Raw genomic sequence first — 16,484 nt, forward strand, 5'->3', positions numbered from 1 at the left:
TTATCCTTTACGGAACCTTCAGCCTCGTCCGGTAGTCCTGCAGGCGGCTTAGAAAAGCGCATCGCGACGGGCTCAGGACGAGCAATGCTGACTGGCGGGCAGGCAATTGTCGACGAAGTCGAGGCGGCGATACGCGCCGGCTCCGCCGAAAAATGCATCGCCACCGCCAAGCGCGTCACCGACCTGTTCCTCGCCTCCGCCGGCAGTTTCAACAGTGAACAGGTCGAGCTGTTCGACAACGTGCTCGATCGGCTGGTCAAGACCATCGAGCTGAGGGCGCTTGCCGACATCAGCGCCCGCATGGCGCTCACCGACATCAGCGAGCAGCTCGCCCCGGTGACCCAGGCTCCGCCCGCGATCATTCGCCGGCTCGCCGGCAATGACGAGATCAGGATCGCGCGGCCGGTGCTGCAGGAGTCGTCGCGGCTCAGCGCGGACGACCTGGTCGAGATCGCGCAGACCAAGAGCGAGCAGCATCTGCTCGCCGTCGCCGGCCGCTGGTGGTTGAAGGAGGTCGTCACCGATGCGCTTCTGGCGCGTCGCTTTGCCAGTGTGAGCCACCGCCTGGTCAACAATCCCGGCGCCAAGGTCTCGCCGGACGGATTTGCCGTCATCCTCGCGCAGGCCGAGTACGATCCGGTTCTCGCGGTCGAGACCGGCATCCGCGCCGACCTGCCGTCGGAGCTCCGCCTTCAGCTGCTGCGCCGCGCGACGGAAGAGGTTCGCGGCCGTCTGCTGGAACGCGCCCCGCCCTATTTGTTCGAGGAGATCCGGCACGCGGTCGCCGCGGTCGCCGCCGGCGTCGACCGCGACATGTCGCAGGTCCGCGATTTCACCACAGCGAGGCGCCACGTCGCAAAGCTCAGGGATAGCGGCGAGCTCAATGAAGCCGCCCTGCTCGGCTTTGCCAGGCAGCGAAGATATGAAGAGACCGTTGTCGCGCTGGCGGATATTGCACAGTCGAGCATCGAGGTGATCCGCTCGCTGATGCAAAGCCTGCGCAGCCAGGGCCTGCTGGTGCCGTGCCGCGCGGCAGGCCTCAGCTGGGAGACCACCGCCGCGGTGATGGAATGCCGCTACACGACCGGCTCCATGGGCCCCGTCGAGCTCGCCCATGCGAAAGGCCAGTTCACGAAAATGACCCGCGAAAACGCCGATCGCCTGCTGCGATTCTGGCAGGTTCGCGCGTCGCAGCCTGCAAGACCCGGCGGACGCGCCCACTGAGTGCAGAGGCGCGATGACGGGACCGGTTCTGATTCAAACAGCTTGTTCCGCGTCACCACCCGCGTGCGGGTGGTTAGCGTGAGCCCACGACTCTTTCCGTGCGTCGTCCTGGCGAAAGCCAGGACGACGGCGGTGGATCGTTCTCGATTCAAGCTGTCAAACAGCGCGGTGTCATCACCAGCGCATGGCGCATGCGGGTGATCCAGTATCCCAGAGACAGCAGTGCTTGAGCCGCGGAAGCGCTAGTTTGTCCGTCGGGTTAATTTGCCGCTCCGTTTTATTGCCAGTCCGGGGCTTGTCGCAGACATCGAATTACGATGCGCAATTGCGCATCGGATGGAGACCTTTGAACGCTGCGGCTCGAGTACGGATAGGTGTCTTGCGATGAGCCCCGGCGTCACTCCGATCGGCTACTCAGAACATACCGACCTTAGCGAGAACGAGTATCTCGATCAGGACAACGACGCTCATAACCGCAACCGTAAGGAACACGTCGCCCGCGGACAGATTGCTCATGATGCACCTCGCGTTTGCGAAGCCCCATGACAATTCACCTATGTTAAAAAGGCTCGGTTCCACCGGATCGAACACGCACGTCGCGCGTTTGCGAGATCAGCAGAGGTTTTCGCAACAACGGGAACTTGAATATGGTGGATGTTCAAACCCGACCACGCGCTTTCGATGCGCAAGGGTTCCGCGCCGCTGCTCGAAGATGAAACTGTAATTCGAATGATGCTAGCCGCGACCAGCTAATGCCCTCCACTATGACCCTTCCGCGGCTTGGTTCTGTGACTGCCTTTCGGCTTCGCCCTGGCATGCGTTACGCGCTGGCGGGACGATGAGTCAGTTCTAGATCGTGAGGAAGATTTCCGACGTTGCGATCGCCGCGCTGAGGAATGTGACTTCGTAGAATTCGACGTGCGCCAGAACGCCTTCGACAGATCCTTTATGGCCTTGAATCTGAGAACCGACGGTTCGCTCTGCCGAACAATTGTTGCCTTGCTGCGCTCGTTCGGAAGCAACAGCATCGCTCGAGCTACTGCGCATCGCAGCTTCATCGAGCCATGGTTCGTAAGCTCAACAAATTCGTCCGGATTTGCTCTCATCTTGTTTCCTCAAACAAGCAAAAGCCCCGCTCATTGACAACGCCGACCTTCTGTCAAGGTTTCTGTCGTCAGCTGCAACATTTTCCGCAGCATGATTGTTGACTGCATGATCTGGACGGTTCTCTACATACTGATTGCTGCCGCTGGCGCGCTGACGTTCGAGACACGGCTGCTCGCTTGCCAACGTCACCGCCTAAACATCGCCCAATGGTTCGGTGCGGACACGGCGATTTTAGGAGTACAACATTCTAGCCAGCGTCGCCGCGCGATCCAACGAGGCGCGCGCCGTCGTGACCGGTCACGGTGAACCGCCGCACCATGCCCGGGACATCTCCCGCGATAGCCACCGGCAGGAAATGTTCGGTGCGGCCCTGCCGGTCGCTCTCGATCAGCACCTCGCGGGTTGCGCCGATCTCCGCAGCAAGCCGCCGCAGCAGCGCGGCGTCGCCGGCCGCACGCAGCCGCCTGGCGCGTTCTCTGATCGCGCCGCCTGCGACCTGCGGCATCCGTGCAGCCGGCGTGCCGGGACGCTTCGAATAGGGGAACACATGCAGGAAGGTGAGATCGCATTCCTCGACCAGATCGAGCGAGCGCGTGAACATCTCTTCAGACTCGGTCGGGAAGCCTGCGATGATGTCGGCGCCGAACGCGATATCCGGCCGCAGCCGGCGCACCTGCGCGCAGAAATCGATCGCGTCCTGGCGTGAGTGACGGCGCTTCATCCGCTTCAGGATCATGTCGTCGCCGGACTGCAGCGACAGATGCAAATGCGGCATCAGCCGCGCGTCGTCGGCGATGACGTCGAGCAAATCACGATCCGCCTCGATCGAATCGATCGACGAGATGCGCAGCCGCTTCAGCTCTGGCACGTGGCGCAGGATCTGCCGGGTCAACTGGCCGAGCTTCGGCGCGCCCGGCAGATCGGCGCCATAGCTCGTCAGATCGACGCCGGTCAGCACGATCTCGGCATGACCGCGCTCAACCAGCGCGCGGACCTGGTCGACCACGGCGCCCATCGGCACCGAGCGCGAATTGCCGCGGCCATAGGGGATGATGCAGAAGGTGCAGCGATGATCGCAGCCATTCTGCACCTGCACGAACACCCGCGGCAGGCCGCGCTCGAAGCCGTCGAGCAGATGCGGCGCCATCTCCGTGACCGCCATGATGTCGGCGACCGCGACTTTCTCGCTTGCGCCGATGTTGAATGCCGAACGTGTCGCGCGCCAGGCGTCGCCGCGCATCTTCTCGTCATTGCCGACGACGCGATCGACCTCGGCCATCTCGGCAAACATCTGGCTTTGCGTCTGCGCCGCGCAGCCGGTGACGACGATGCGCGCCGCGGGGCGCTCGCGTTTCAATTTGCGGATCGACTGCCGGGCCTGCGCCACCGCCTCATTGGTGACGGCGCAGCTATTGATGACGATGGTATCGGAAAGTCCCGCCTGCTCGGCCTCGCGGCGGATCACTTCGGATTCGAATGAATTGAGGCGGCAGCCAAAGGTGACGACATCGACGCCCATGGCAATTAAGCGACGCTGGCGAACAGCGCCGGATCGAAGCGGCCCTCATATTCGAAATCGGCGGTGCCGGTCATCAGCACGTGGTCGTCGCGCTCGCGCCACTCGATGCCGAGCTTGCCGCCGGGCAGCGTGATCTCGACGATGCGGTTGACGCGCTTCAGCCGCGCCGCCGCGACCGCCGTTGCGCAGGCTGCCGAGCCGCACGCCCTGGTCGGGCCGGCGCCGCGCTCCCAGGTGCGGATCGTGATGTGGTCGCGATCGACGATATGGGCCAGCGTGATGTTGGCGCGCTCCGGGAAGATCGGATGGTTTTCCAGCAGCGGCCCGAACCGTTCGAGGTCGTAGGCATTGACGTCATCGACCCAGAACACTGCATGCGGATTGCCCATCGAGACCACCGAGGGCGAATGCAGCACCGGATTGTCGATCGGCCCGACCTGCAGCTCGATGTAGCGGGTGTCGCGGAATTCCTCAGCCAGCGGAATGTCCTGCCAGCCGAACTTCGGCGCGCCCATGTCGACGGTGTAGAGATCCGGCGCCGGCCCCTGCCAGCAATTGAGCAGGCCGGCGCGGGTCTGGAACGTTGCCGTGGTCTGGCCGGTCTTCTCGAAGATCCGCCGCACCACGCAGCGCATGCCGTTGCCGCAAGCCCCGGCCTCCGAGCCGTCATTGTTGTAGATCGTGATGTACGCTTCGGTGCCGTCGAGCCGCGGCGGCTGCAGCACCATCAGCTGGTCATAGGGCGCTCCGGCCGGCGACGCCACGGCGCGCGCCTCTTCGGGCGACACTTGTGCCCGACCTTGCCCTTGGGAATCGCGCAGGTCGACGACGACGATCTCGTTGCCGATGCCGTTCATCTTGGCGAATGCGTGATTGGCGAGCGCGCTCATCGATTTTCCCAAATTCTGCCCGGTTATATGGCGAGTGGTGGCCGGAAGGCCAGTCTGAATGGCCCTATGACACATCTGTCATGGGACGAATGCAGAACTCGCGTGTTAGGAATATCGCACCTCGCGGACCGCGCGCGCCGGGACAGATCGAGCGGCCGTCTGAGGAAGGGGATGGAGAAGTATCAATGAACCGTATCAACACGCTCCGCGCGGCCCTGGTCGCGCTGCTCCCTTTGGCCGCGATCGCATTGGCAAGCCCGGCGCCTGCCCAGTCGCCATCCGCCTCGCCCGCTCCCGCGGCAAGCCCGAGCCCGACCCCCGCCCCGACCCCGGCGGCAACGCCCGTGCCCCCGCCGGCCGAGACCAAGTCGCCGGCTGACAGCCCCGCCGCGTCGCAGTCTCCGACACCACCGCCGGCCGCCCCGGTGCAGACCGCCGACCCGTTCGGCGAGCCGTTCACGCTGGAGCCGAAGAAGGTCGTGATGCTGAAGGGCACGGCCAATTGGGATTCCGCCTTCGACGCGCTGATCGAGGCGTTCAAGCAGCTCACCGCCCTGCTCGACAAGGACGGCATCAAGGCATCGGGCAACCCGATGATCGTCTACACCTCGACCGACGACACCGGCTTCACCTTCATCGCCGAAATCCCGGTCGATCAGGATGCGAAGAACCTCGGCAAGAACATGAGCATGGGCAATTCGCCCGACGGCAAGGCGCTGAAGTTCGTCCACCGCGGTTCCTACGACAACATGGACAACACCTATGAGGCGATCACCAATCACCTCGACGACAAGAAGCTCGAAGCAAAGGACACCTTCATCGAGGAATACATCACCGATCCGCTGAAGACCGCCGAAGACAAGCTTGTGATCAACGTCTACGTACCCCTGAAGTGAGCCAGATGACCCGCCGACTCCCGTTCGCCGCCGCCCTCCTCACAACCACCCTGCTCGCTGCACCCGCAATGGCCGATTCCGACTTCCCGCCGGCGATCTCGGTCACCGGCGAGGCCACCGTATCGGCGGCGCCGGACCAGGCGCAGCTCGACGCAGGTGTCACGACCGACGGCAAGACCGCACGCGAGGCCACCGAAGCCAACAATGTGACGATGGGCAAGGTGCTCGCGGCGCTGAAGGGCGCCGGCATCGCGGAGAAGGATTATCAGACGTCGCGGCTGTCGCTGCAGCCGCAATTCGCCAACCGTCCGCCGTCATCGCCGAGCGCGCCGCCCAGCATCGTCGGTTACCATGCGAGCAACCGCGTCACGATCAAGCTGCACGACGTGAGCAAGGTCGCCGGCGTCATCGACGTGCTGGTGGGCGCCGGCGCCAACGATATCGGCGGCCTCAATTTCTCGGTGTCGCAGGCCTCGAAACTGCTCGACGACGCTCGCGAAAAGGCTGTCGCCGACGCACGCCGCAAGGCGGAGATCTACGCCAAGGCCGCCGGCGTCACGCTCGGCGCGCCGTTGAACATTTCGGAAGTCGGCTCGGCGCCCTTGGCGATCGGGGGCAAGATGGCAAGGTTCGCCGCGGCCCCAACGCCGATAGCCCAAGGTGAGGAAACGCTGACGGTGAATGTCAGCGTGTCCTGGGCGATCAAGCCGGCGCAATAAGGGCTTGATTCAACGAAATGTTCATGATATGTTCCAAGCATTTCGAATTTTTGCACGGTCAAGTCGTTAATGATTTCTGTGCAACCCTTGAAAATTATGATTCGTTAGGATTCGAGGGAGGTGATTCTTATGAATGATATCGCGACGACTGTCCCCTTCCTTTCCACAACCCAGCTTGGTGAACTCGCGCTCGACGCCGCCTTGGAGGCTGACGACGTAATCAATCGGCGAGGAACGCAGCTAGACCTAGTTCGAAAGCTCCTCGCGGCACTGCGAAATACGCTAGCGACAGGAGCCGGCGGGGTGAACCCTGCAAAGATAGATCTCACGTATCTTCCGATTTACGAGTCTGCGTTAGGAATCGCTGCCGACGGAAGACCTGAGCGCGTTGTCGAATTTACAGAGCAGGTTGCAATGATTCTGTCCCAATTCTTTGATGCGGATGCTGACCAGAATAGTGACCTGCTTCCAAAGATACGAGACTTCTGTCTAGCGGTTCACGATGAAACGCTATCGCAACGTCTGGATGTAGTTCAGAGCGCGCAACAAACAGCTAAGCATGTCAATCGAGTTAATTAGTCCGCTTGCGAATACTAGAAGCAAGCTTGCCGGGATCATTGCCCAGATCGAAGTAGTGTCCGGCTCCGAGTATCCGTATCAGGATAGCCGAACCGCCGTCAACGAACTCCGGTCGCTAATTGATCGTATGATGCGACGATTGGATGGCTTCGAACTTTATCCACCCAATGTACAAAAATCGCTTCTTCGACAGGGCAATTACCTCATAGTTATCGTCACAGAGCTTCTCGGTTTTATTGTAAGATCTACCAGCACCCGCAATCTCTTCGAACTCTATTACCCCTTCAAAGAAATATCGAAGAAGTTCGTTGGCGAGAACGTCAGACTCATCCTTTCATCAGATTGGCAGTACTCTCCGTTCACATATCCGTACGGATTAGACGAACTCCCGACCTTCATTCTGATTGGCCTTCCTGCTTCCGAATCCGAAAACGCGCTCGTCTTCCCGACGGCCGGACACGAGTTAGGGCACAATAGATGGCGCGCAAACGAGTACGGGAAGGCACTTGCACCTGATCTAGAGGAGTCGGTGTATGAAGCCTACGAAGCGAACCGAGCTGAATTTGAACGTGTGTTTACCCTCAAGGGAGCGGACATACGAAACGACATGTTCGTTCAACCGATCATTCGACAGAGCGTAAATCTGTCACTGAGGCAATCGGAAGAGCTGTATTGCGACTTCACTGGACTCAGCCTTTTTGGAAAGTCGTACCTGTTCGCTTTCGATTATCTAATCGCACCAGGCCTATCTAGCCATCGCGATTCGAAGTATCCGAGCCTAGAAACCCGCGTATCTCTCCTATCTAAGTATGCGGGCGAGCTTGGCTTTCAGGTGAACGGATTTGCCGAGCGCTTCAACGCCGAGAAGTTGGCCGGTGCAGAAGCATCTAACTTTATGGTGCTGATGGCTGATCGAGCCGTCGAGAGCATTACTGAGCGCCTCTTTCAAATGGCGCACTCGCACGTGGCATCGACAGTCGGAAATCCGTTTTCATCGGAGAGTGAGGCTCATGCGCTTCAATGCTTCACCAATGGTGTTCCTTCGGAAAGGGTACATACCTTAGGCGATCTGATGAATGCCGCTTGGTCTGTATTTAACGGACCAGACCTGAATCAGCTTAACAACAAAGGTCAAAGCAAGACTCAGTTTCTAACGGACTTGGTTGTGAAGTCTGCCGAGAACCTTGAATACTTGAGTTATCGTGATGCTAAACACTGACGAAGTTAAAAGGCGCCTTCATCGCTTTGATGGTACACAAAGCGATGGCATCGTTATCGTTCCCAATCCTTTTGAACACGATGCGACACAAATCGGTCGAACATCTATAGATTTGCGCCTCGGTCGCTGGTTCTCGATGCTTCAGCAAACCAAGACAAGCGCCATCGACTTCGGCGTCCCGCGCAACGAGAACGCGTTCAGTGCATCGGAAGGGCGATCTTCATTCGTGCCGTTCGGCCATCCATTTGTTCTCCATCCTGGGCGGTTTGTCCTCGCATCAACTTTCGAATGGCTATCTCTTCCTAACGATGTAGCCGCCTATATTTCAGGGAAATCGGCCCTTGGGCGGATGGGGCTGATAATTGAAACAGCTGCCGGCATACACCCGGGATTCTCCGGCAGCATCACGCTTGAGCTTTTCAATTGCGGAGAGGTCCCGATACGCATCTATCCCGGCATGCCTGTATGTCAGCTATTTTTCCACCAAGTGGATGGAGCCGTCTCCAAAGAGAACTCTGCTAAAGGGACCAAATTCGGCGGACGAAGGAAGCCTGCATTTGGCAGTTACAAGCCAGATGACGCGTTGTCGTCGATGCTAGACGTCGCAGCCATCGATCAGGATCTGTTTCGCCGATCTTGATACTCGACAATTAGCGAACCCATCGACGACGACCGACGTCGCAAGTTTTGATCTATTTAGTTCGCGATGCAACTGCATCTGAAGTTGCTAAATCTCGAACACCTGTCCCGGCTTCAACGCGACGAACTTCTCGCGCGGCACTTTTGCCGCGTCGAGCGCTTCGCCGAGCGCTGTCGCCGGTGCGTCGATCGCTTCGTCGGTCAATTGGAACGTGCCGTGGTGATGCGCCAACGCCTGGGCGGCACCGCAATCAGCCAGCGCCTTCACCGCATCCTCCGGGTTCATGTGCTGGTCCTGCATGAACCAGCGCGGCTCGTAGGCGCCGATCGGCAGGATCGCGAGCCTTAAGGGTCCATGCGCCTCGGCGACCCGGCGGAAATGCCGCCCGTCGCCGTAGCCGGAATCGCAGACGATGTAGAGCTTGCCGGCCGGCGTCTCCAGCACGAAGCTCGCCCATAGCGCCTTGTTGCGATCGAACAGGCCGCGCGCCGACCAGTGCCGGGTCGGCACCAGGGTCACTGCAAGACTGCCGCCGAGCTCGACACGCTGATGCCAGTCGAACGCCTCGGCCTTGATCGCGGCATCGGACGCCCGCATCGTCACATCATTGCCGAGCGGCGTTATCACGCGAGGGCCGAACGCGGCGTTCAGCTTCGACAGCGTCGCGACGTCGAGATGGTCGTAATGGCCGTGCGACACCAGCACGACATCGATCTTTGGCAGCTTGTCGAACGCAATGCCGGGATCATTGTGCCGCTTCGGCCCAGCGAAGCTGAACGGCGAGGCGCGCATCGACCAGACCGGATCGACAAGAATATTGAGGCCCGCGGTCTGGATCAGCCAGCTGGCATGGCCGACGAAACAGAACCGCACCTTGTCGCCCTCGACGCGCGGCGGCGGCGTATCGGCATGGGGGCTCGGCGCCCATTCCGGCCAGACCGCACGCTTCCGGCCGCCCCCGAACTGCCAGCGCAGCACCTCGCCGAGCGATTTCGGCGGCGAGCCATCGGGGTCGAAGAAGTGCAGGCCGTCGAAATGATCGGAGGCGGGGCCGTCATAGGTTTTCATATAAGTCATCCAGATCGAGGGCACGCCGATCGCAGCGGCGGCTCCGGTCAAGGTTGCGAGAACGCGGCGGCGGGTGATGGGCAAGCGGGTTCCCGAATAGGAGGCAGGCTCCGTTTAATAGGAGGCAGGCTCCGTTTATATGGGTGGCACCGGCGAATTCGACATCAACGGAGCAAAACGACGTAATTTCAACATCTTAAGGTCAAACCCAGACCGGCTGCGGCGAAACTTTCCTTGACTTTGCCGCCCCGGCAGCGTTTAACGCCGCGGCTTTCTCGGAAAGCTTCGTCTTTTCGACCCGCCGACTGGTCCTGGAGGCCAGAGGCCAACGCCCGACAGCGCGATGCGCCCTCGGGCGCGAAAGTGTTTGGACCATCGTCTTGGCACACCGTCTTGGCACGGTGCCGAGACAAACTATCTGGTCATCACCCGCGAAAGCGGGTGATCCAGTATTCCAGAGGCAGCGCGGATTGAACCGAGCCGCCGCAGCGTACTGGATACCCCGCTTTCGCGGGGTATGACGAGCAACGAGTGACGCGCGCTTACGGGCGCAACGAAGGACAACGGCATTGTTCGACAATCTGTCGGAACGGCTTGGTGGCATTCTCGATCGTCTGACGGGGCGCGGTGCGCTGACCGAAAAGGACGTCGATGCCGCGATGCGCGAGGTGCGCCGCGCACTGCTCGAGGCCGACGTCGCGCTCGAAGTGGTCCGCAGCTTCATCGATCGGGTCCGCGAGCAGGCGATCGGTGCCACCGTCGTCAAGTCGGTGACGCCGGGCCAGATGGTGGTGAAGATCGTCCATGACGAGCTCGTCGCCACGCTCGGCTCCGACGGCCAGACCATCGACATCAACTCCGTGCCGCCGGTGCCGATCATGATGGTCGGTCTGCAAGGCTCCGGTAAGACCACCACCACCGCGAAACTCGCGCGCCGCATGGTCCAGCGCGACAAGCGCAAGGTGCTGATGGCCTCGCTCGACGTCTACCGTCCGGCGGCGATGGAGCAGCTCGCGGTGCTCGGCCGCGACCTCGACATTCCGACGTTGCCGATCGTCGCCGGCCAGATGCCGCCGCAGATCGCGAAGCGCGCTCTCGAAGCCGGCAAGCTCGGCGGCTACGACGTCGTGCTGCTCGACACCGCCGGCCGCACCACGCTCGACGAAGACATGATGAAGGAGGCGGCCGAGATCAAGGCCGCCGCCAACCCGCACGAAGTGCTGCTGGTCGCGGATAGCCTCACCGGCCAGGACGCGGTCAACCTGGCGCGCTCGTTCGATGAGCGCGTCGGTCTCACCGGCATCGTGCTGACGCGCGTCGACGGCGACGGCCGCGGCGGCGCCGCGCTGTCGATGCGCGCGGTCACCGGCAAGCCGATCAAGCTGATCGGCACCGGCGAAAAGACCGACGCGCTGGAAGACTTCCATCCGAGCCGCATCGCCGGCCGCATCCTCGGCATGGGCGACGTCGTCTCGCTGGTCGAGAAAGCCGCCGCCAATATCGACGCCGAAAAGGCCGCGCGTACCGCCGAGCGGATGCGCAAGGGTCAGTTCGACCTCAACGACATGCGCGAGCAGCTGCAGCAGATGGCGAACATGGGCGGCATTGGCGGCCTGATGGGCATGATGCCCGGCATCTCCAAGATGAAGAACCAGATCGCGGCCGCCGGCATCGACGACAAGATCCTGAAGCGCCAGGTCGCGATCATCGATTCGATGACGCGGCAGGAGCGCAAGAACCCGGACCTGCTGAAAGCGAGCCGCAAGAAGCGCATCGCGGCCGGCGCCGGCCAGAGCGTCGAGCACGTCAACAAGCTTTTGAAGATGCACCGGAACATGGCCGACATGATGAAGGCCATGGGCAGCGGCAAGCGCGGCCCGCTCGCCGGCATCGCGCAGGCGATGGGCTTTGGCGGCGGCATGAAGCCGCCCTCGCCCGAGGAGATGAAGGCGCTCGCCGAGAAGATGCAGGGCGGCGCCGGCGGCGGTCTGCCCAACTTGCCGAAGGATTTGCCCGCAGGACTGCGCGGCGGCCTGCCGAATGTACCGGGCCTGACCGGTCTTTCCGGCAAGCCGATGCTGCCGGGCCTCGGCGGCTTCCCGGGCAAGAAGAAATGAGGAATTCGTCGCGACGGCCCGGATGCCGGCGCGACGCGGAATGCCAATCAATCGAACACATCGACCTTTGAAGGAGAACTAGATGTCCGTTGTTATCCGCCTCGCTCGCGCAGGCACCAAGAAGCGTCCGGTCTATCACGTCGTCGTCGCCGACTCGCGCTTCCCGCGCGATGGCCGCTTCATCGAGCGTCTCGGCCACTTCAACCCGCTGCTGCCGAAGGACAACGAGGCTCGCCTGAAGCTCGACATGGACAAGGTGAAGGCCTGGCTCGCCAAGGGCGCGCAGCCATCGGATCGCGTGACCCGCTTCCTCGACGCCGCCGGCGTCAAGAAGCGCGCGCCGCGCAACAACCCGGAGAAGGCCGTGCCGCGCAAGGAGCGCAAGGCGCAGGCTGAAGCCGCCGCCAAGGCATAAGCTGAACGGCGACCACGGTGGCTGCACCGGTCTGTGTCGCCCGTATCGGCGCTGCGCATGGTGTGCGCGGCGCCGTCCGGCTGTGGACCTTCACCGAAGATCCGCTGGCCGTGAAGGATTACGGCCCGCTGATGACCAAGGACGGCACACGCCAGTTCGAGGTCACGCATGCGCGCGAGGCCAAGGACCATCTGGTGGTGACGCTGAAGGGCGTCGCCACCCGCGATGACGCCGAACGGCTCAACGGTCTCGAGCTCTACGTTCCGCGCGACCGCCTGCCGGACACCGACGACGGCGAATATTACCACGCCGATTTGATCGGGCTCGCCGCGGTGACGACGGCAGAGCAGCCGCTCGGCAAGGTGATCGCGATCCATAATTTCGGCGCCGGCGATATCATCGAGATCGCCCCGCCGCAGGGCGCGACGATGCTGCTGCCCTTCACCAATGCGGTGGTGCCGACTGTCGATCTTGCCGGTGGCCGCGTCGTGATCGACCTGCCGCAGGAGATAGACGGCGACGATCCGTCGGCGGCCTGATCCGAAGTATTCTTCAGCCTGTCATTCTGCCCTGCTGCTCGAGCCAGTCGCAGAACACCGCGCTGTGCGGATCGTTGCTGCGGCCCGCCGGAAAATACGCAAAGTAGCTCCGCGCCGGCAGACTGACGTCCGGAAACGGCGTCACCAGGCGCCCGGCCGCGAGATCGTCAGCAATCAGCGCCGTCGGTCCCATCGCGACGCCGAGGCCATCGAGCGCGGCCTGGATCGTCAGATAGAAATGATCGAAGGTCAGCGCCGCCGCCGACTCCAGCGCGGAGTGCCCCGCTTCAGTCAGCCAGTCGCGCCACAGCCGCGGCATCGACGTGACATGCAGCAGCGTGTGTCGCGAGAGGTCTGCGATCTCGTGCAGCGGCAATTGTACGAGCAATGACGGGCTGCACACCGGCAATCGCCGCTCCGACACCAGGAAGCGTGACGAGAAGCCGTGGAAGGTGTCAGGCCCGCCGCGGATCACGACATCGAAGGATTCAGGTAGCGCATCCACCGGATCGTTCGAGGTGCTCAGCCGCACCTCGATATCCGGATGCTCGGCGCGAAACCTGCTCATCCGCGGCAGCAGCCACCGCAAACTGAATGTCGCGAGCGCGTTGACGCGCAACACCGCGACCGCGGCATCGCCGCGCCGCTCGCGATGCTGCTGCACGGCGGCGGAGATCCGGTCGAGCGCCGGCGCGAATTCCGCCAGCAACGCCGCGCCGGCCGGCGTCAGCACCACGCGGCGCACCGAGCGCCGGAACAGCGCCGGCGCGCCGAGCCATTCCTCGAGCAGGCGGATCTGCTGACTGACGGCCCCGTGCGTCACGCTGAGCTCGGCGGCGGCTTCCTTGAAACTGCCAAGCCGGGCCGCGGCCTCGAAGGCGCGGACCGCGTTAAGCGGCGGCAGGCTGCGGCGTGGAACGAACATGATCCCTTCAATATCAGATTTTCTAACCCATGATCCAATTATTACTGATTTGTGACAACGGCTTTGGCAACGCATAGTGCCGCACAAGCTACTTGCTTGGCTTTCATTTTAAGGACCACCGCGAAATGCACCGCCTCCCTATCTTTAGATTTTCTTGCATCGGATGGCGGTAATGAGCGTGTCGACGGAAACCGGCATCTCACGTCCCGCCGACCAGCGGGCGACCCGCACGCTGACGGTGACCGGGCTCAACCACGCGCTCCACGACGGCTACACCGACCTGATCTACGTGCTGCTGCCGGTCTGGCAGGCCGAATTCGGGCTGAGTTATGGATTGCTGGCGCTGCTGCGCGGGCTCTATGCCGGCGCGATGGCCGGCCTGCAGATTCCAGTCGGGCGGATTGCAGAGCGGATCGACGGCAAGATCATCCTGATCGCGGGCACGGCGCTGTCGGCGCTCGGCTGTGTGTTCGCCGGCTTCTCCGGCGGCGTGATCGGACTTGGCCTGGCGCTGGCGCTCTCCGGCGCCGGCTCGAGCACGCAGCATCCGATCGCATCCGCCGCAGTGTCGCGCGCCTATGGCGCGGGCGCGCGCGGGCCGCTCGGCATCTATAATTTCTCGGGCGATCTGGGCAAGGCGGCAATTCCCGCTGCGACCTCGATCCTACTCGTGATCATGTCGTGGCGACATACGCTGCTGGTGCTCGCGCTCGCAGGCGTGCTTGTCGCGATCTGTATCGCGCTCTGGATGCCGTCGGTCGGCAAGGGCGCCGAGCACAAGGCGAGCACAGCTTCGCACCGCGCGAGCGCAGGCGGCGGCTTTCCCTGGCTGCTCGCGATCGGAATTCTCGACACCGCGGTCAGGATGGGTTTTCTCACCTTCCTGCCGTTCCTGCTGCGCGATAAGGGCGCGTCGCTGCCGACCAACGGGCTCGCGCTGGCGCTGGTCTTCATCGGCGGCGCCGCGGGCAAATTCACCTGCGGCTGGCTCGGCGAACGCGTCGGCACGCTGCGCACCGTGCTGATCACCGAAGGCGGCACGGCAGCGCTGATCGTTGCGGTCCTCGTATTGCCGCTGGCGCCGGCCATCGTGCTGCTGCCGCTGCTCGGCGTGATGCTCAACGGCACCTCCTCGGTGCTCTATGGCACGGTGCCCGAGCTGACGCCGCCGCATCAGACCGAGCGCGCCTTCGCGCTGTTCTATACCGGGACGATCGGCTCTGGCGCGGTCGCGCCGGTGCTCTATGGCCTGCTTGGCGATGCACTCGGTCCGACGCTCGCGACGGCTGCGACCGCGCTGACGGCACTGGCGATCTGTCCGCTTGCGGTGGCGCTGGCGCGGCATCTCGCGGACGAGCCAAAGGCGGCGTGACGCGCGACTAGCCTAAGCTCGTAGCCCGGATGGAGCCAACGGGTCGCGCGAATGCGCGCCCGATGACAGGCTCCGCGAAATCCGGGGCCGCTCCTCGTTACCAGCATGATTCCCGGATTGCGCTTCGCTGCATCCGGGCTACTACTTAATCGGGATGTCGAGGAGCATCCCAATGACAAGCACGCACAAGGCCTGGCGGCTGCACGCCCACAACGATCTTCGCTTCGAGGATGTCGCAACGCCCCAGCCCGCGCCCGATGGCGTCGTAGTGCGGGTCGAAGCCGGCATGGTGCTGTCCTACACCAACAAGCTGCTCTCAGGCGCGCTGCCCTACAGCCTGCCGCCGATGCCGTTCGTGCCGGGCACCAACGCGATCGCGCGCGTCGTCGCCGCCGGCGAGAACGTCACGCATGTGCGGACCGGCGACCGCGTATTCCTGAGCCCGCATCTGCGCGGCGACGTGCCGGATCGCGATCCGCCGCAGATCCTGATCGGCCTCACGGCGACCGTGACGACGCCGGAGGCGCTGGCGTTGCAGATGCGCTGGCGCGACGGCGTGTTTGCCGAGATCGCGCACTGGCCGGCCGCCTGCGCCACGCCGCTTGCCAATCTCGACGACAAGCCGGCGACCGAGCTGATCGGATTGGCCAAACTGATCGTGCCGTTCGGCGGCTTGCAGCGCTCCGGCCTGCGCGGCGGGCAGACCATCATCGTCAATGGTGCGACCGGCTATTTCGGTTCGGGCGGCGTGATGCTCGCGGTCGCGATGGGCGCAGGCCGCGTCGTCGCGGTCGGCCGCAAGCAGGCCGCGCTCGAGCAATTGCGCGACGCATTCGGCCCGCGCGTCGTTCCCGCCGTCGTCACCGGCGATGCATCGGCCGATCTTCAGACGATCCGCCGCGCCGCCGGCGGCAGCGCCGATGTCGCGCTCGATCTGCTTGGCGCCGCGAAGAGCACCTCGACCACGCTGTCCTGCCTGCGCGCGCTCAGGCGCGGCGGGCGGATGGTGCTGATGGGCAGCGCCGAGGTGCCGCTCGAACTTTCGTTCCGCGAGATGCTGGCCAATGATTGGGAAGTGGTCGGGCAGTTCATGTACGACCGCACGGCACCTAGCCAACTCGCCGGCCTCGCTGCCGAGGGCCTGCTTGACCTGCGCAAGATCAACGTCGCGAGCTTCTCGCTCGCCGATTTCCGCCGTGCGGTGGACGCGGCCGCGATGATGCAGAGCCTCGACCTCACGGCCGTGGTGCCGTAA

General features: G+C 63.0%; 15 protein-coding genes. 11 read left to right on the forward strand and 4 right to left on the reverse strand.

Annotation, left to right across the window (positions count from 1 at the left end):
- Positions 1 to 84 precede the first annotated feature (84 nt).
- Complete coding sequence (locus QDT69_RS14580; protein ID WP_279707212.1) at positions 85 to 1,224, forward strand: DUF2336 domain-containing protein; 1,140 nt, start codon at positions 85 to 87, stop codon at positions 1,222 to 1,224.
- A 1,354-nt stretch (positions 1,225 to 2,578) separates the two neighbouring features.
- Here QDT69_RS14580 and mtaB read toward each other — a convergent pair.
- Together mtaB and dapF are read right to left on the reverse strand one after the other, a co-directional pair.
- A complete protein-coding gene (gene mtaB, locus QDT69_RS14585) occupies positions 2,579 to 3,850 on the reverse strand; it encodes a tRNA (N(6)-L-threonylcarbamoyladenosine(37)-C(2))-methylthiotransferase MtaB (protein WP_279707213.1) in 1,272 nt (423 codons plus the stop codon).
- A gap of 5 nt (positions 3,851 to 3,855) precedes the next feature.
- On the reverse strand, positions 3,856 to 4,740 hold the full coding sequence (gene dapF / locus QDT69_RS14590; protein ID WP_279707214.1) for a diaminopimelate epimerase: 885 nt from the start codon (positions 4,738 to 4,740) through the stop codon (positions 3,856 to 3,858).
- A 185-nt stretch (positions 4,741 to 4,925) separates the two neighbouring features.
- Between dapF and QDT69_RS14595 the strand changes: the two genes are divergently transcribed.
- The 5 genes from QDT69_RS14595 to dcd all read left to right on the forward strand — a co-directional run bounded on the left by QDT69_RS14595 (position 4,926) and on the right by dcd (position 8,793).
- Entirely contained in the window at positions 4,926 to 5,636 is a 711-nt protein-coding gene (locus QDT69_RS14595; RefSeq protein WP_279707215.1) for a GyrI-like domain-containing protein, read from the forward strand.
- A 5-nt stretch (positions 5,637 to 5,641) separates the two neighbouring features.
- Entirely contained in the window at positions 5,642 to 6,355 is a 714-nt protein-coding gene (locus QDT69_RS14600; protein ID WP_279707216.1) for an SIMPL domain-containing protein, read from the forward strand.
- A 129-nt stretch (positions 6,356 to 6,484) separates the two neighbouring features.
- Positions 6,485 to 6,934 carry a hypothetical protein gene (locus tag QDT69_RS14605; protein ID WP_279707217.1) on the forward strand — a complete coding sequence of 150 codons (450 nt, stop codon included), beginning with the start codon at positions 6,485 to 6,487 and terminating at the stop codon, positions 6,932 to 6,934.
- On the forward strand, positions 6,915 to 8,153 hold the full coding sequence (locus QDT69_RS14610) for a hypothetical protein (protein ID WP_279707218.1): 1,239 nt from the start codon (positions 6,915 to 6,917) through the stop codon (positions 8,151 to 8,153). The genes QDT69_RS14605 and QDT69_RS14610 overlap by 20 nt, the downstream gene beginning before the upstream one ends.
- Positions 8,140 to 8,793 carry a dCTP deaminase gene (dcd, locus tag QDT69_RS14615; protein WP_279707219.1) on the forward strand — a complete coding sequence of 218 codons (654 nt, stop codon included), beginning with the start codon at positions 8,140 to 8,142 and terminating at the stop codon, positions 8,791 to 8,793. The genes QDT69_RS14610 and dcd overlap by 14 nt, the downstream gene beginning before the upstream one ends.
- Before the next feature lie 87 nt (positions 8,794 to 8,880).
- Here dcd and QDT69_RS14620 read toward each other — a convergent pair whose 3' ends face one another.
- The gene (locus QDT69_RS14620; RefSeq protein ID WP_279707220.1) at positions 8,881 to 9,945 is read right to left on the reverse strand and encodes an MBL fold metallo-hydrolase; all 1,065 of its coding nucleotides are present in this window, start codon (positions 9,943 to 9,945) and stop codon (positions 8,881 to 8,883) included.
- A 485-nt stretch (positions 9,946 to 10,430) separates the two neighbouring features.
- Here QDT69_RS14620 and ffh point away from each other — a divergent pair, with 485 nt between their 5' ends.
- The 3 genes from ffh (at position 10,431) to rimM (ending at position 12,932) form a co-directional block, all read left to right on the forward strand.
- A complete protein-coding gene (ffh, locus tag QDT69_RS14625) occupies positions 10,431 to 11,978 on the forward strand; it encodes a signal recognition particle protein (RefSeq protein ID WP_050631463.1) in 1,548 nt (515 codons plus the stop codon).
- 82 nt (positions 11,979 to 12,060) lie between these two features.
- Complete coding sequence (gene rpsP, locus QDT69_RS14630) at positions 12,061 to 12,393, forward strand: 30S ribosomal protein S16 (RefSeq protein ID WP_050424979.1); 333 nt, start codon at positions 12,061 to 12,063, stop codon at positions 12,391 to 12,393.
- Positions 12,394 to 12,410: 17 nt separating this feature from the next.
- Entirely contained in the window at positions 12,411 to 12,932 is a 522-nt protein-coding gene (rimM, locus tag QDT69_RS14635) for a ribosome maturation factor RimM (RefSeq protein ID WP_279707221.1), read from the forward strand.
- Between the two features lie 13 nt (positions 12,933 to 12,945).
- Here the strand turns inward: rimM and gcvA are convergent, their stop codons facing one another.
- Positions 12,946 to 13,857 carry a transcriptional regulator GcvA gene (gene gcvA, locus QDT69_RS14640; RefSeq protein ID WP_279707222.1) on the reverse strand — a complete coding sequence of 304 codons (912 nt, stop codon included), beginning with the start codon at positions 13,855 to 13,857 and terminating at the stop codon, positions 12,946 to 12,948.
- 172 nt (positions 13,858 to 14,029) lie between these two features.
- Here gcvA and QDT69_RS14645 point away from each other — a divergent pair, with 172 nt between their 5' ends.
- Together QDT69_RS14645 and QDT69_RS14650 are read left to right on the forward strand one after the other, a co-directional pair.
- Positions 14,030 to 15,229, forward strand: coding sequence for an MFS transporter (locus tag QDT69_RS14645; RefSeq protein WP_279707223.1), 1,200 nt, complete (start codon positions 14,030 to 14,032; stop codon positions 15,227 to 15,229).
- A 172-nt stretch (positions 15,230 to 15,401) separates the two neighbouring features.
- Complete coding sequence (locus tag QDT69_RS14650) at positions 15,402 to 16,484, forward strand: zinc-binding alcohol dehydrogenase family protein (protein ID WP_279707224.1); 1,083 nt, start codon at positions 15,402 to 15,404, stop codon at positions 16,482 to 16,484.

The organism is Bradyrhizobium sp. CER78 (assembly GCF_029846235.1).
Lineage (GTDB): Bacteria > Pseudomonadota > Alphaproteobacteria > Rhizobiales > Xanthobacteraceae > Bradyrhizobium.

Excerpts from the sequence above, each read along its gene's own strand:
- QDT69_RS14595 (WP_279707215.1), top strand. The coding sequence starts at position 4,926 with ATGAACCGTATCAACACGCTCCGCGCGGCCCTGGTCGCGCTGCTCCCT.
- QDT69_RS14605 (WP_279707217.1), top strand. The coding sequence starts at position 6,485 with ATGAATGATATCGCGACGACTGTCCCCTTCCTTTCCACAACCCAGCTT.
- dapF (WP_279707214.1), bottom strand. The coding sequence starts at position 4,740 with ATGAGCGCGCTCGCCAATCACGCATTCGCCAAGATGAACGGCATCGGC.
- mtaB (WP_279707213.1), bottom strand. The coding sequence starts at position 3,850 with ATGGGCGTCGATGTCGTCACCTTTGGCTGCCGCCTCAATTCATTCGAA.
- QDT69_RS14600 (WP_279707216.1), top strand. The coding sequence starts at position 5,642 with ATGACCCGCCGACTCCCGTTCGCCGCCGCCCTCCTCACAACCACCCTG.
- QDT69_RS14610 (WP_279707218.1), top strand. The coding sequence starts at position 6,915 with ATGTCAATCGAGTTAATTAGTCCGCTTGCGAATACTAGAAGCAAGCTT.
- QDT69_RS14645 (WP_279707223.1), top strand. The coding sequence starts at position 14,030 with ATGAGCGTGTCGACGGAAACCGGCATCTCACGTCCCGCCGACCAGCGG.
- QDT69_RS14580 (WP_279707212.1), top strand. The coding sequence starts at position 85 with ATGCTGACTGGCGGGCAGGCAATTGTCGACGAAGTCGAGGCGGCGATA.
- QDT69_RS14650 (WP_279707224.1), top strand. The coding sequence starts at position 15,402 with ATGACAAGCACGCACAAGGCCTGGCGGCTGCACGCCCACAACGATCTT.
- gcvA (WP_279707222.1), bottom strand. The coding sequence starts at position 13,857 with ATGTTCGTTCCACGCCGCAGCCTGCCGCCGCTTAACGCGGTCCGCGCC.
- rpsP (WP_050424979.1), top strand. The coding sequence starts at position 12,061 with ATGTCCGTTGTTATCCGCCTCGCTCGCGCAGGCACCAAGAAGCGTCCG.
- dcd (WP_279707219.1), top strand. The coding sequence starts at position 8,140 with ATGCTAAACACTGACGAAGTTAAAAGGCGCCTTCATCGCTTTGATGGT.